Here is a 14,206-nt window from a genome sequence, read left to right as displayed (position 1 = left end):
ACAGGAAAATGCCAGAAGACTCACTCCTCGTCCACACAGTGCGTAACGTCCCCCTCACTCAGCCGAACCGAAGGCGGGAGGGGAGCCACGGTGCCCGGAATCGACGAGTGCCTACTGGAGGCCATGCGGCTGCCCGGAGCAAGGGGGGTCGCGCTGGTCGACTGGACCAGCGGACTGGCCCTGGGAGCGGTCGGGGAGTTCCCCGGCGGCGACCACGAGGCGGCCGCCGCGGAGGCCGCCGAGATCGCCCGGCTGACCGCCGAGCAGCGGGCGTTCGCGCCGGACGACGGCGGCGACGCGCCCGACCCGCCGCTGGAGGACCTGATCGTCAGCAACCGGGACAGCTACCACCTGCTGCGCTTCGTGCAGACGTCGTTCGACAGCAGCGTGTTCCTCCATCTGTTCCTGGGCCGGGCCGAGGGCAACCTGGCCCTGGCCAGGATCCGGCTCGGCGAGATGGCCGGACGGCTGGTGCTGGAGTGACCGCGACCAAGGCGGCCCCGCCGCCCCCGCCCCCACTGCCGGTCCGTGACGGGTCGGCGGCCCGTGAGCGCGCGGCCGGCGGCGGCGTCTCGCTGTCGCCGATGCTGACCCGGCTGGCCGCCGAGCGGGCCACCGGAGTGCTGGAGCGGGAGCACGGCACGCTGCACCTGGCCGAAGGCAGGGTGGTGCACGCCGAGAGCCCGCTCGCCCCCGGCCTGGGCGACCTCCTGCTCGCCCACGGCACGATCGACGCCGACACGTGGCTGCGGACGCTGGCGGAGGGCCCCGGCGGGGAGTACGGGGCGGCGCTGCGGCTGCTCGACTCCGGCCGGGTGGCGCGCGGGGCGCTGGAGGTGTGCCATCTGGGGGCGCTCTGCGACGCGGCGTACTTCGCGCTCGCCCCGAGCAGCGCGCCCGGACGCTTCCGCTACGGCACGGCACTGGTGCCGGGGCTACTGTCCCCTGACCCGCTGCCGGACCCACTGCCGGACCGGTTCTCGGACCCGCTGCCGGACGCGGTGCAGTCGGGCAGGTGTCCCGGCGGCTCGTCGGCGGGGGGGCTCGCCACAGACGGCTTGCCCGCGACCGCCCTCGCCTGGGGCGAGGCGTCCTCGGGCGGCCTGCGACCGGCCGACCTGGCATGGGGCACCGGCCCCTCGGCCGACCTGCCGTCGGGCGACCCGCACTCCGCCCACCTGACCTCGGGAGAACTGTCGCCGGGAGAACTGTTGCCGGGTGGTCTGACGTCGGACGACCCCTCGTCGTACGGCCTGCCCTCGGACGGTCGGCCGGCCGACGACCCGTCCTCAGGCGGTATGCCGTCGGGCGACAGGGCGTCCGGCACCTGGGCTTTCCACGGCCGGGGCAGCGGCGGCCGGTCCTCCGTCGCCCATGCCCCGGGCGACCGGGCTTCCGGCTACCGGACCTCCGGTGACCGGGCTTCCGGCGACCAGGCCTCCGGCTGGGGGCGTGCGGGCGGAGCCCACCCGCACGTCCTGGGTTCGATCGCCGTGGCCGCGCTGCAGCGGGCGACCCTGCGCCGTCGGGCGCTGCTGGACCGGCTCTGGCCGCAGCAGCTCGCCGACACCGCGCCGCTGCTGCGCACCGGGGCGGCCGCCGTCTCCGCGGCCACCGCCCGGCACGGTGCCGTGCTCGCGCTGGTGGACGGGGAGCGCACCGCCTCGGACATCGCCCGCGCACTGGGCCGACGCGCCTGTCCCACGCTGGCGGACGTCCGCCGGCTGGCCGCCGCCGGCCTGGTTTCCCCCAAGCCCCCACCCGTCGTCCCACCCCCACCCCACCGACCGCACCGACCGCCGGGACCGCCCGGACCACCCCTGCCCGGCGCCTGGCCGGGCGGCCTGCCCCCCGTCAACGACCCCGACATCACCCTGCTGAAGAGGCTCAGGGATGCGCTGGAGGCCCTTTGAGCGGCAACGACCGCACGCCGAGAGGAGAGAAGTCATGGCCGACGAGCCCGCGCTGCTCGACGAACTGCGGCGGCTGCGCGCCCGTGTGCCCCAGTTGACCGGTGCGCTCGTGGCCAGTGTGGACGGCCTCGTCCTCGCCCACGACACACCGGGCGTCGAACCGGAGGGCCTCGCGGCGCTGACCGCCGCCGCGCTCGGCGTCGCCGTGCGCACCACCGACGCCACCGGCCAGGGCGCCCTGCGCGAACTGCTGCTGCGCGGCCAGTACGGCTACGTCGCCAGCTACGCGGCGGGCGACCAGGCCGTGCTGACACTGCTCGCGCAGGACCGCGTCAACGTCGGCCGGCTCCATCTGGAGGGCCGCCGGACCGGCGCGCGCGTCGGGGAGCTGGTGGACGCGGCCCCCGAGCCCGCCCACCACCTGCCCGGCCCCGTCACGGCCCCGAGGCCCGTGCGGGCCAGGGCCGTCACCCGCACCACCACCGCCACCACCACCGCCGCCAACACCACCGACCACTCCCGTACCACCAGGGAAAGCTGAGAGGAAACCTGTCATGGCCAACACCGAGATCGCCCTCAAGGAAGCGCTCGCGTCCATCGAGGGCGCCACCGGAGTCGCGCTCGTCGACTACACCAGCGGTATGGCGCTGGGCACGATGGGCGGCAGCAAGGACTTCGACCTGAACGTCGCCGCCGCCGGCAACACCGACGTCATCCGCGCCAAGATGCGCACCATGGAGCACCTGGGGCTCAAGGCCGAGATCCAGGACATCCTGATCACCCTGAGCGACCAGTACCACCTGATCCGCCTGGTCGGCGGCCGCAGCGGCAACGGGCTCTTCCTGTATCTGGTGCTGGACGCCAAACGGGCCAACCTGGCGATGGCCCGCCACCAGCTCCGAAGGATCGAGGAGACCCTGGAGGTCTGAGCCCGGCCGGTCCGGGCCCGGCGAGTGCGGGGCCCGGACCCACCGGGCCGACCGCCTCACCCGCGGTCAGACCGGCGTCACCCGCCGTCAGACCGCCGCCGTCAGACCGGCCTCACCCGCCGTCAGACCGGCCTCACCCGCCGTCAGACGGACGCCGCGGGCCGTCAGACCGGCGCCGCGGTGCGGCGGCGGGCCCCGCCGGGGGCCGCGTCGCCCGCCGCGACGCCGGTGCCCCGGAAGCCCTTGACGGCCTTGCCCGCAGGGCGCCCGCCGCGCCGGTCCAGCCAGTCGACGCGCACCCACAGCAGCGCCTCGGCCTCCTGCTCCCGACGCCCCAGCCAGGCCGCCTTCAGCCACAGCCCGGCCGCGCAACCCGCGAGCAGCAGCCCGCCGGCGGCCGGCACCGCGAAGGAGGAGCCGAGGGCCGCGGCGAAGGCGAGCAGCAGCCACCAGCGGTGGCCGCGCCGCCAGCTCCGTACGGTCACCGCGCGGTCCTGCAGCACGTCGTACTTGCCCGCGCGGGCGGCGCCCGCGGCGAGCGCCCGGTAGCGGCGGCGGCCCCGCACGGCCACCACGGCCGTCGCCAGGACGAACAGCGCCGCCCCGGCCATTACCCCGATCCGCCGCCCGGTGATTCCGGGCACCAGTACGCCGACGCCCGCCGCGAACACCCCGCACCACCACAGGGGGGCCGCCCCGGCACGTACGACGACGGCCACCCGAGCCAGTCCCTGACCTCCGCGTGCCACGTTCCGCCTCCTCGTCGTCCCGGCTCCGGGCGCGCCCGTCGCGAGCGCGCCCGCCATGAGCACATCCGGACCGGAGAGTAGCGAGCGAACCTGAGACGGTCATGAGAGCCCGCGCCACGGGCCGGGGTCACTCCACGAACAGACCCCGCGCGGCGGCCCTCGCGTCGAACTCCTCCAGCCGGGCCTGCGCGTCCGGCAGGTCGTCGCACATCGCCTCCAGCAGCACCCGGCCCAGCAGCATCGGGGCGCAGGCGGTGTCGAAGGCGAGCCCGGTGCCGACGGCGGCCGGCAGCAGCAGGTCGGACACCTTGGCGATGGGCGCGAAGGCGGAGTCGGCGACACTCACCACGGTCAGCCCGGCCTCCCGCGCGTACGCCAGGGTGTCCAGCACCTCACGCGGATGCCGGGGCAGCGCGAAGCACAGCAGGGCGGTGGCGCCGGCCCGGACGGCCGCGTCGACCCGGTCCTGGACCATGGAACCGCCCTCGTCCAGCAGCCGCACGTCCGGGTGGACCTTGGCGGCGAAATAGGCGAAGCCGTACGCCTGTGCGGCGGCGGCCCGCAGGCCCAGCACCGGCAGCGGGCGGGACGCGGCGAGGGCCCGGCCCGCCCTGCGCACGGGGGCCGGGTCGGCGAGGGCGTCGGCGAGGTGGCGCAGGTTCTCGATCTCGGCCTCGACGGCCTGCTGGTACTCGTTGTACGAGCCGCTGTCGGCGGTCTGCTCGGCGGGTGCGACCTCGCGCAGGTGGCGGCGCAGCGCCGGGTAGCCGTCGAAGCCGAGGGCGACGGCGAAGCGGGTGACGGAGGGCTGGCTGACGCCGGCCAGTTCGGCCAGCTCGACGCTGGAGAGGAAGGGCACGTCGGCGGCGCGCCGGACCATGCTGTGCGCGATCCGTCGCTGCGTCGGCGTCAGCCGGTGCCCCTCGAAGAGCGTCTGCAGCCGTGCGGCCGGGCTGTCGGTCATGACCTGCTCCCCCTCCACCTATTCAGTCACCAAGCACTCTGCATGAGGTCATACAGGCCGGGCAAGGGGAACGGGCCACGGGTCACCGGACGGGGGACTCAGCCGACACGGCGCCAGATGTGCGCGTCGGCCTCCTCGCCCCGCCGTTCACGGAGGCCGCCCCTCCGCCCTTCCGCCCCTCGGACTCTCAGCCCTCCCTCCCTTCACCCCTCAGCCCCTCCGCCCCTCACTCCTCGGTATGCCGCACCGCCCGCTCGGGCAGCCACAGGGCGCACAGGGCGGCGCCGGCCACGAGGGCGAGGGCTGCCCAGAGGGCCGTGGAGGCCGCAGTGGGGAAGGCCGCCGGCCCGTCCTATGTTGATCTCCGGGATCGCGGCGTTCGTTCCGGCCTGACCCGGCGGCCGCGACCGCGTGCCGCCCCCGCTCCGACAGGGGGGCTACCCCCAGTGCGACCGGTGGCCGGAATGCGTAGCGTGGCTGCCCATGACGGGATGGGAGACCACCATGGACGCCGCGCGCGACGCCGAGCTGAAGAAGGAACTCGACGCCACTCTGCACGCCCGCAGGGAACTGGGCGAGGACTACGACTCCGCGCTGGTCGAGTCCTTCCTGGAGAAGGTCGACCAGCGCATCGACGGGGCGGTGGAGCGCCGGGTGCGCCGGCAGCTGGCCGAGCAGCAGATGACGGAGGCCCGCGACTCCCGCTCCCCCGGCGACGGCGACTCCTGGGGCGAGCGGTTCGGCTTCGGCATCGTGTCGCTGGTGCTGGCGATCCCGCTGTCCGGGATCGGCGCGGGCACCGCGGGCCTGTCCGGTCTGTTCGTCTCCTGGGCGGGCATCGTCGGCGTCAACGTGGTCCAGGCGGCCCGCGCCAACCCGGGACTGTTCCGCCTGCGCCGCCGTAAGGAGTCGCAGAACGGCGACTGGGAAGGCTGACGACGCACGACGCCGGAACATCGTGGGGGGAGGGGTTACGCGGGGACCGCCGCACCCCCATCACTGGGGGGCGGGACGACGGCGGTCCCCGCGAGGGACGCGGGCCGGCCGGAACCGGATGTGCGCGTCCGTGGCGTCCATGGAGGTCCGGGAGCCGCTCCGGAGGTCCTGGCGCCGTTCGGTGCCGGCCCGGGAGGGGAGCCGCTCCCTCCCTGCCGACACCCCACACTCTGCCGAACGCGTGTTAAGCGTGTGCTGCGTGGACGTGACACCCTCGTACCGGTTCCGCGTCCGGCCGATCGGCCCCGGTCACCGCAAGTTCGCCGTGTACGGGGCGCGTTCACCGCAAGTTCGCCACCCGGACCGGTCCCGGCCCGCCAGGACGCGCCCCGCCCCGGCCGGACCCGGCCGGGACCGTCCGGGACCGTCCGGGACCGTCCGGACGCGCCCGGCCCCGCCCGGCGGGCCGGGCTCTAGCGGCTGCCCTTGGCGAGGAACGCCAGCAGGTCCTGCCGGCTGACCACCCCGGTCGGCTTGCCCTCGACCAGGACGATCGCCGCGTCGGCGGTGCCCAGCACCGACATCAGGTCGCCGACCGGCTCACCGGAGCCGACCTGCGGCAGCGGCGCCGACATGTGCTTCTCCAGGGGGTCGTCCAGCGACGCCTTCTTGCTGAACAGGGCGTCCAGCAGCTCGCGTTCGACGACCGAACCGACGACCTCCGCGGCCATCACGTCAGGGTGCCCGGCGCCCGGCTTGACCACCGGCATCTGCGAGACGCCGTACTCGCGCAGCACCTCGATGGCCTGGCCGACCGTCTCCTCGGGGTGCATGTGCACCAGCGACGGGATGGCGCCGTGCTCCTTGTCGTCGAGGACGTCACCGACCCGGGCGTTCGGGCCGGTGTCCTCCAGGAAGCCGTAGTCGGCCATCCACTCGTCGTTGAAGATCTTGCTGAGGTAGCCGCGGCCGCTGTCCGGCAGCAGTACCACCACGACGTCGTCCGGCCCGAGCCGCTCGGCGACCCGCAGCGCGGCGACCACGGCCATGCCGCAGGAGCCGCCCACCAGCAGGCCCTCCTCCTTGGCGAGCCGGCGGGTCATCTGGAAGGAGTCCTTGTCGGAGACGGCGACGATCTCGTCCGCGACGTCACGGTCGTACGCGCTCGGCCAGAAGTCCTCGCCGACGCCCTCCACGAGGTACGGCCGCCCCGAGCCGCCCGAGTAGACGGAGCCCTCCGGGTCGGCGCCGACGACCTGGACCCTGCCGTCGCTGACGTCCTTCAGGTAGCGGCCGGTGCCCGAGATGGTGCCGCCGGTACCGACGCCCGCCACGAAGTGGGTGATCCTCCCCTCGGTCTGCTCCCACAGCTCCGGGCCGGTGGAGTGGTAGTGCGAGAGGGGGTTGTTCGGGTTGGAGTACTGGTCCGGCTTCCACGCGCCGGGGGTCTCGCGCACCAGCCGGTCGGAGACGTTGTAGTAGGAGTCCGGGTGCTCCGGCGCGACGGCGGTCGGGCAGACGACCACCTCGGCGCCGTACGCCCGCAGCACGTTGATCTTGTCGGTGCTGACCTTGTCAGGGCAGACGAAGATGCACTTGTAGCCCTTCTGCTGCGCCACGATCGCCAGCCCCACACCGGTGTTGCCGCTGGTCGGCTCGACGATCGTGCCCCCCGGCTTGAGCGCCCCGCTCTCCTCGGCCGCCTCGATCATGCGCAGGGCGATGCGGTCCTTGACCGAGCCACCCGGGTTGAAGTACTCGACCTTGGCCAGGACGGTGGCCTGGATGCCCTTGGTCACGCTGTTGAGCTTCACCAGCGGGGTGTTGCCGACGAGGCTGATCATCGAGTCGTGGAATCGCACCGTTGTCTCCGGTTGCTTGCAAAAACAGTGGTCCTAGTGGTCCCGCCAGCCTAAGGCGTGCACGGACCGTTCACTCCCTGTCGCGATTGGACAGCGCCCGGTACGGGGCAAGGAGTGGGTGTACGGCTATGAGGAGGTGGCGGCGAGGCATGACGAGCATGTCGAGGGCGAGAGTGGCCCGGCGTATCGCGGCCGGCGCGGCCTACGGCGGCGGTGGCGTCGGCCTGGCCGGGGCGGCGGTGATGGGCCTGCTGCTGGCGGAGGCCCACCTGGCCCGCCGGTATGTCAACGGCACGGGCGCGGCCCCGCACGTCCCGGGCGCGGACGGGCTGTACGGGCGCGCGTACGACACCACCGCCGCGTCCCTGCAGGAGGAACCGCTGCTGCTGGTGATGCTCGGCGACTCGACGGCCGCGGGTCAGGGCGTGCACCGGGCGGGCCAGACCCCGGGCGCGCTGCTGGCGTCCGGCCTGGCGGCGGTGGCCGAGCGTCCGGTGCGGCTGCGCAACGTCGCCCTCCCCGGCGCCCGCTCCGACGACCTGGACCGCCAGGTCGGCCTGGTCCTCGGCGACTCCGATCGGGTGCCCGACATCTGCGTGATCATCGTCGGCGCGAACGACGTCACCCACCGGATGCCGCCGAACCGTTCGGTGCGCCATCTCGCGTCGGCGGTACGGCGGCTGCGGACGGCCGGCGCGGAGGTGGTCGTCGGCACCTGCCCCGACCTCGGCACCATCGAGCCGGTGCAGCAGCCGCTGCGCTGGCTGGCCCGGCGCGCCTCACGCCAGCTGGCCGCGGCGCAGACCATCGGGGTGGTGGAGCAGGGCGGCCGTACGGTGTCGCTGGGCGACCTGCTGGGACCCGAGTTCGAGGCGAACCCCCGGGAGCTGTTCGGCCCCGACCACTACCACCCCTCGGCGGAGGGGTACGCCACGGCGGCGATGGCGGTGCTGCCCACGGTGTGCGCGGCCCTGGAGCTGTGGCCGGCCGACGAGGAGCGTCCGGAGACCGCCCGCCGCGAGGGCTTCCTGCCGGTGGCGCGGGCGGCGGCGGAGGCCGCCGCGGAGCCCGGCACCGAGGTGGCGGCGGCCATGCCCACCGGCCCCCGGGGCCCCTGGGCCCTGCTCAAGCGCCGACGCCGCCGGCGCGTCCCCGAGCCGGAGAGCACTCCGGTGACCTGACAGCCGCCCCGGTCGGGCCCGGCCACCACCCGCACCGGCGCCCCGGCCACCGCCCCCGGCCGGTTCCGGGGCGCCCGGCCCGCCTCCGCGCGCCCGTCCTGCGCCCGCCTCCGAGCCCCGGGCCCCCGTACCCGGGGCTCGGAGGACCGTGGCCAAGCCCCGGCCTCCCCCACACCCGACCGGCAACCGGCGGCCGACCCCCGGCCACCCCGCACACCCGCGCACCCGCGCACCCGTCGGCGACCGGCGGCCGACTCCCGGGCCACCCGCGCCCGTCCACGCCCGTCCGCCACCGCGCACCCCGGTGGCCCGCGCCCTGACAACCACCCCGGCCCCCACCCGCCCGCGCCCTGACAACCACCCCGGCCCCCATCCGTCCACCCCCATCACAGACCCCGCCGCCCCACAGCCACCGAGAGGGCCGACCGGAACAGCCGCACCACCCCGCCGCACCCGTGCTTCAGCCGACCCGGAACCCGCCACCACGCCGGACCACCTGGGCAGACCGCCCCGGAACCCGCACCCCCTCCGCGCCACCCGCGCCACCCGCGCCACCCATGCCACCCGCGACGCCCGACCCGGAACCCGCACGCCACCCCGCCGCGCTCACCCCCACAGACCGGCCGGTCCCCGCCAGTTGGCCGGAATGTGCCGCTGTGGGAAGGGTTCGGCCGGCTCTAGAATCCCTCGCCCCCGGATCGCGGGGTGGCGAGAGGGGGCACATGGACGTCGGGGTGTCGTTGCCGCGGAGGTACGGGACCGGGCCAGGGCGGATGGTGGGCGTGGTGGTCGCCACGGTGCTGTCCCTGCCGGCCGGGCTGTACCCGCTGTGGACGGACGGGAGCATCCCGCCCGGTGTGCGGTTCCTGGTCACCGTGGCGTTGCTCGCCTTCTTCGCCTGGCTGTTCGCGGCGGCCGCCCGGGCGGCGACGGTGGCGGACCGCCGGGGCCTGCGGGTGCGCGGCTTCCTCGGCACCCGTGCCATCGCCTGGGCGGATGTCCAGGACATCCGGTCGGAGACCAACCCGGGGTCGGCGTTCCAGGACGGCGCGGCCCGGCGCGTCTGCTGCGCCTACGGCTCCACCGGCCGCCGGGTGCTGCTGATGTACGTGGACGACACCCATGTCCGGCTCGACGACGAGCTGGCGTTCCTGCGGCGTGCCTGGCGGGAACTGCGGGGCCCCGGCTGGCGGCCGGTTCCCGGGCTCGCCGCGCGGATCCGCAGGGGTGAGGCCCGCCGGCTGGCCGTGCTGATGGGGGTGGCGGCCGCCGTCGCGGTCGGGATCCTGGCGGTGCTGCTGATGGTGGTGGCGATGTTCGTCGACCTGCCGGGGGCGGCGCGGGTGGCGCTCTCCCCGGCCGTCGCGATCGGCGTGGTGGTGCCCGCGGTCTTCGTGGTCACCGCGTCGGCGTTCTACCTGCGGCGGCGGAACACGGGGGAGCCCCAGCCGGACGCGCGGTGAGACCCGGGCCGCGGGAGGGGCGCCCAACAGGCAAAGCAAGCGCTTAGAAAGATGCGGCCAGGGTCACACCGCGTCACCCGTGACCTGGGCCATACGGCCGGGTAACTTCCCCCTCAGTCCGCCGATCTCCCTCAGCCCCATGGAGCCGTGATGCCCGAAGCCGTCATCGTCTCGACCGCCCGCTCCCCCATCGGCCGCGCCTTCAAGGGCTCCCTGAAGGACCTGCGCCCGGACGACCTCACCGCCACGATCATCCAGGCCGCCCTGGCGAAGGTCCCCGAGCTGGACCCCAAGGACATCGACGACCTGATGCTCGGCTGCGGCCTGCCCGGCGGCGAGCAGGGCAACAACCTCGGCCGGATCGTCGCCGTGCAGATGGGCATGGACCACCTGCCCGGCTGCACGATCACCCGGTACTGCTCCTCGTCCCTGCAGACCAGCCGGATGGCACTGCACGCCATCAAGGCCGGCGAGGGCGACGTCTTCATCTCGGCCGGCGTCGAGATGGTCTCCCGCTTCACCAAGGGCAACTCCGACAGCCTCCCGGACACGCACAACCCGTTCTTCGCCGAGGCCGAGGCCCGTACCGCGGCCGTCGCCGAGTCCACCGGCTCCACCTGGCACGACCCGCGCGAGGACGGCCTCGTCCCGGACGCCTACATCGCGATGGGCCAGACCGCCGAGAACCTCGCCCGCCTCAAGGGCATCACCCGCGCGGACATGGACGAGTTCGGCGTCCGCTCCCAGAACCTCGCCGAGCAAGCCATCAAGAACGGCTTCTGGGAGCGGGAGATCACGCCGGTCACCCTCCCCGACGGCTCGGTCGTCGCCACGGACGACGGCCCCCGCGCCGGTGTCACCCTGGAGGGCGTCCAGGGCCTGAAGCCGGTCTTCCGCCCCGACGGCCTGGTCACCGCCGGCAACTGCTGCCCGCTCAACGACGGCGCCGCCGCGCTCGTCATCATGTCCGACACCAAGGCGCGCGAGCTGGGCCTGACCCCGCTCGCCCGAATCGTGTCGACCGGCGTCTCCGGCCTCTCCCCCGAGATCATGGGCCTCGGCCCGGTCGAGGCGAGCAAGCAGGCCCTGTCACGGGCCGGCCTGACGATCGACGACATCGACCTGGTCGAGATCAACGAGGCGTTCGCCGCCCAGGTGATCCCCTCCTACCGCGAGCTCGGCATCGACCCGGACAGGCTGAACGTCAACGGCGGCGCGATCGCCGTCGGGCACCCCTTCGGCATGACCGGCGCCCGGATCACCGGCACGCTGATCAACTCCCTGCAGTGGCACGACAAGCAGTTCGGCCTGGAGACCATGTGCGTCGGCGGCGGCCAGGGCATGGCCATGGTCATCGAGCGCCTGAGCTGACCCCTGGGTGACCGTCACGGCACCACCCGTGACCGCCCGGCCCGGAGTCCGGTACGCCACCGGCCTCCGGGCCGTTTTGTGATCCAATCTCCCCCAGGATGTGACCTATCTCGCTCCCCGCCGGGAACCCGCAGCTCAGAGCAGCTTCACCCCCGGACGCCGGGCGCAAAGTCCTGTCCCTTTCGTGACGTTACGCACTGACAGCCGGATGGTCAGCCCTTCAAGCTGTTGTAGGAAGTCGGGGGTCGACTTTGAACCGGGAGTACGTCAGTGAGCGCCATGCCGATCGCCCTGCTGGTCACCACGGCCGCCACCGGCGCCGTGGGCGTCGCCGTCCTGCGCACCCTCATGAAGCTGCGCCGGCAGGTCGCCGCCCTGCACACCCAGCTCGCCGCCGACCACGCCGAGCTGACCCGGGGGCTGGTGCCCGCCGCCCGTACCGCCGACACCGAGGAGATACGCGCCGCGGTCGCCGAGGCGCTGGCCGAGGAGCGGGAACGGGAACTCGCCGAGGCGCGGGCGTTCTGGGCCGCGCAGGAGGCCCGTGACGCCTCCGACGCCCCGACGCTGCTGGGCCTGCCCGACAGTGAGCTGTTCCTGCCCCGGCAGGCCGATTTCGCGGGCCTGGAGCCGCTGGAGCCGGTGAGCGAGCCCACCACCGACGCCGACGAGTTCGCCGGGGAGTCCCCGGAGCTGGCCGCGGCCCGCCGCCGGCACCCCTCCCACCCGGACTTCGTGCCGGTGCAGTCGCCCGTGGTCAACGACCACGAGCGCACCGTGGCCGCCCTGGAGGAGCTGGCCTCGTCCGGCATCGAGCTCACGGACGTCCGGCCGGGCCCCCTGGGCACCCTCGACGTCTACGTCTTCGCCGACGGCACCACCCTGTGCATGACCCCCGGCCACCGCGAGACCGCGGAGCGCCTGGCCGCCTCGCTCACCGCCGGCGAGGCCCCGGTCCTGCTGGGCGGCTCGGGCATCTCGGGCGCCTACACCCTGACCTTCGCGTGCGGCGAGGAGAACGTCTACATCCTGGCCGACCGCGTCATCGCGAGCCTGTAGCCGTCACACGCCGGCCCGCTTCTGCGCGGCCTCGACCAACGTCACCGCATCGGAGAGCTGGCCCTCGTCCCGCAGGACGAGGGCCAGGTCGTGTGCGGCCACGGTGATCTGGTCGGCCGCGGCGAACATGCCCGCGTCCGGCATCTGCCGGGGCTCGCAGCCCGGCGTCTCCAGAACCTGTGCCCGGCGGGCCAGTTCCCTGGCCAGTTCCAACGCCTCCGCGGCGGCGCTCCGCTGCAACCGGGACTGGGGTGCCGCCCTCAACCGGTCGGCGAAATGATCAACGGCGCGGGTCAAGGGAGTCGTATCCACCACGAGCCGAGCGTACGCGCCGCACCGCGACTGTTGCCAACAGGCGAACGCTGAGGCACCGTGACCTGAAGGACCGGCTCACAGCCCAGTCGTTCGGAGGCGCCGATGTCCCAAGTCTTCTCTGACGAGACCCATCGCAACCTGCTAGCCCGCATCCCGCACTGCACCGGCCGCGAGATCTCCGACTGGCTGCGCGCCGTCGAGGAAGGCCCCGCTCTCTTCCGCTTCGAGGAGAAGGTCAGCTGGTTGCGCCACGAGCACAACCTGGCGTACGGCCACGCCAAGGCGATCGTCCACGAGTACGACCTGAGGAGGGCCGCGCGCAAACTGGCCTGAGGACGCCGAAGGGCCCCGGGAGGAACCCGGGGCCCTTCGTGGTGCGCGGCGCGGCGCGCTCGGGACCGGTCAGTCGTCGCCGCTGAAGATGGCGACCAGCCGCAGCATCTCGATGTAGATCCACACCAGGGTCATGGTCAGGCCGAACGCGGCCAGCCAGGACTCCTCGCGCGGGGCGCCGTAGGCGATGCCGTCCTCGATCTGCTTGAAGTCCAGCGTCAGGAAGAAGGCGCCGAGCACGATGGCGATGATGCCGACGATCGCACCCAGCGGGCCGAAGCTGCGCAGACCGCCGTCCTCGGCGACACCGAACGCGACCAGCAGCAGGTTGACCGCCATGACGAGCATGAACGCCACGGCGATGGACAGGCCGACCCGGGCGTAGCGGGCGGTCACCCGGACCCAGCCGGCCTTGTAGACCAGCAGGGTGGCGCCGGTGACGGCCATGGTGCCCAGGACCGCCTGGAAGGGGGCGCCGGACCAGCGGCTGTTGAACATCTCGCTGATCACGCCGAGGAAGACGCCCTCGAAGGCGGCGTACGCCAGGATCAGCGCGGGGGACGCGGTCCGCTTGAAGGACTGCACCATCGCCAGGACGAACGCGACGATCGCGGAACCGATCGCCAGGCCGTAGCTGGTGGACGACACCGGCAGCAGGACCCACGCGAGGACGGCACCGAGGACGACGGTGCCGAGCGTGGAGGCCGAGCGCATGACGACGTCGTCCATCGTCATCCGGCCGGTGGTGGCCGGGGTCTGCGGCGGGGCGCCGTGCTGCTGGGCGTACGGGTTCTGCGCGTACGGGTTCCCCGCGGGCTGCGCGTACGGGTTGCCCTGGGTGCCGACAGTCCCGGCCTGCGGCGCGGTGCCGAAGCCCGCGTAGCCGTTGTCGCGGCTGAACCCCCGTCGCGAGAAGACCGGGTTGCTGCTCCTCATTTCACTCCTCCATGGCCGCACGTCGCGACCTTGGCTCAAGAGTAATGGAAAGGCAAAGGAATGACCCTACTACCTGCGGAGGATCTTTCCCTCGCCACGCTGGTCAACACGCTACGCGACCGGGTGATTCCCGCCACTGTCCCGCCCCACTCGTGACCGAACGGGAACCGCGCGGCGACATGGGAGGGGTCGGAC

14 protein-coding genes and 1 pseudogene are annotated in these 14,206 nt (G+C 73.8%); 10 read left to right on the top strand and 5 right to left on the bottom strand.

What is annotated here, in order from left to right; translation table 11 throughout:
- Window positions 1–90 precede the first annotated feature (90 nt).
- The 4 genes and pseudogenes from ACSLTV_RS12060 (at window position 91) to ACSLTV_RS12045 (ending at window position 2,842) form a co-directional block, all read left to right on the top strand.
- Entirely contained in the window at window positions 91–483 is a 393-nt protein-coding gene (locus tag ACSLTV_RS12060; protein WP_432135457.1) for a hypothetical protein, read from the top strand.
- Window positions 480–956 (top strand): annotated as a pseudogene (locus ACSLTV_RS12055) (transcriptional regulator); the annotation flags it as partial. The gene ACSLTV_RS12060 and the pseudogene ACSLTV_RS12055, both read left to right, overlap by 4 nt.
- Before the next feature lie 991 nt (window positions 957–1,947).
- Window positions 1,948–2,454 carry a roadblock/LC7 domain-containing protein gene (locus tag ACSLTV_RS12050; protein ID WP_432135458.1) on the top strand — a complete coding sequence of 169 codons (507 nt, stop codon included), beginning with the start codon at window positions 1,948–1,950 and terminating at the stop codon, window positions 2,452–2,454.
- A 13-nt stretch (window positions 2,455–2,467) separates the two neighbouring features.
- Entirely contained in the window at window positions 2,468–2,842 is a 375-nt protein-coding gene (locus ACSLTV_RS12045; RefSeq protein ID WP_432135459.1) for a hypothetical protein, read from the top strand.
- A gap of 164 nt (window positions 2,843–3,006) precedes the next feature.
- On the opposite strand, the gene ACSLTV_RS12040 is transcribed toward ACSLTV_RS12045, so the two are convergent.
- Both ACSLTV_RS12040 and ACSLTV_RS12035 read right to left on the bottom strand, forming a co-directional pair.
- On the bottom strand, window positions 3,007–3,591 hold the full coding sequence (locus ACSLTV_RS12040; RefSeq protein ID WP_432135460.1) for a hypothetical protein: 585 nt from the start codon (window positions 3,589–3,591) through the stop codon (window positions 3,007–3,009).
- A 127-nt stretch (window positions 3,592–3,718) separates the two neighbouring features.
- Window positions 3,719–4,555: a MurR/RpiR family transcriptional regulator gene (locus ACSLTV_RS12035; protein ID WP_432135461.1), complete on the bottom strand. Its 837-nt coding sequence runs from the start codon at window positions 4,553–4,555 to the stop codon at window positions 3,719–3,721.
- A 483-nt stretch (window positions 4,556–5,038) separates the two neighbouring features.
- Between ACSLTV_RS12035 and ACSLTV_RS12030 the strand changes: the two genes are divergently transcribed.
- Window positions 5,039–5,491 (top strand): hypothetical protein, encoded by a 453-nt coding sequence (locus ACSLTV_RS12030; RefSeq protein WP_432135462.1) that lies wholly within the window; start codon window positions 5,039–5,041, stop codon window positions 5,489–5,491.
- A gap of 473 nt (window positions 5,492–5,964) precedes the next feature.
- On the opposite strand, the gene ACSLTV_RS12025 is transcribed toward ACSLTV_RS12030, so the two are convergent.
- Window positions 5,965–7,353 carry a cystathionine beta-synthase gene (locus tag ACSLTV_RS12025; RefSeq protein ID WP_432135463.1) on the bottom strand — a complete coding sequence of 463 codons (1,389 nt, stop codon included), beginning with the start codon at window positions 7,351–7,353 and terminating at the stop codon, window positions 5,965–5,967.
- 149 nt (window positions 7,354–7,502) lie between these two features.
- Between ACSLTV_RS12025 and ACSLTV_RS12020 the strand changes: the two genes are divergently transcribed.
- From ACSLTV_RS12020 to ACSLTV_RS12005, 4 genes are all read left to right on the top strand, one after another.
- On the top strand, window positions 7,503–8,534 hold the full coding sequence (locus tag ACSLTV_RS12020) for an SGNH/GDSL hydrolase family protein (protein ID WP_435612089.1): 1,032 nt from the start codon (window positions 7,503–7,505) through the stop codon (window positions 8,532–8,534).
- 782 nt (window positions 8,535–9,316) lie between these two features.
- Window positions 9,317–9,997, top strand: a complete 681-nt coding sequence (locus tag ACSLTV_RS12015; protein ID WP_435612088.1) for a PH domain-containing protein — start codon at window positions 9,317–9,319, stop codon at window positions 9,995–9,997.
- Between the two features lie 150 nt (window positions 9,998–10,147).
- Window positions 10,148–11,368, top strand: a complete 1,221-nt coding sequence (locus ACSLTV_RS12010) for an acetyl-CoA C-acetyltransferase (RefSeq protein ID WP_432135466.1) — start codon at window positions 10,148–10,150, stop codon at window positions 11,366–11,368.
- Window positions 11,369–11,638: 270 nt separating this feature from the next.
- Window positions 11,639–12,427, top strand: coding sequence for a hypothetical protein (locus ACSLTV_RS12005; protein WP_432135467.1), 789 nt, complete (start codon window positions 11,639–11,641; stop codon window positions 12,425–12,427).
- Between the two features lie 3 nt (window positions 12,428–12,430).
- Here the strand turns inward: ACSLTV_RS12005 and ACSLTV_RS12000 are convergent, their stop codons facing one another.
- A complete protein-coding gene (locus ACSLTV_RS12000) occupies window positions 12,431–12,742 on the bottom strand; it encodes a hypothetical protein (protein WP_432135468.1) in 312 nt (103 codons plus the stop codon).
- A gap of 102 nt (window positions 12,743–12,844) precedes the next feature.
- Between ACSLTV_RS12000 and ACSLTV_RS11995 the strand changes: the two genes are divergently transcribed.
- Complete coding sequence (locus ACSLTV_RS11995; protein WP_432135469.1) at window positions 12,845–13,075, top strand: DUF4287 domain-containing protein; 231 nt, start codon at window positions 12,845–12,847, stop codon at window positions 13,073–13,075.
- A 69-nt stretch (window positions 13,076–13,144) separates the two neighbouring features.
- Here the strand turns inward: ACSLTV_RS11995 and ACSLTV_RS11990 are convergent, their stop codons facing one another.
- The gene (locus tag ACSLTV_RS11990; RefSeq protein WP_432135470.1) at window positions 13,145–14,011 is read right to left on the bottom strand and encodes a Bax inhibitor-1/YccA family protein; all 867 of its coding nucleotides are present in this window, start codon (window positions 14,009–14,011) and stop codon (window positions 13,145–13,147) included.
- Between the last annotated feature and the right edge of the window lie 195 nt (window positions 14,012–14,206).

This window comes from Streptomyces sp. bgisy159, from assembly GCF_965341775.1.
Lineage (GTDB): Bacteria > Actinomycetota > Actinomycetes > Streptomycetales > Streptomycetaceae > Streptomyces.
Note: the sequence above shows the minus strand (reverse complement) of the source record. Positions and strands in the feature narration are given on the sequence as shown.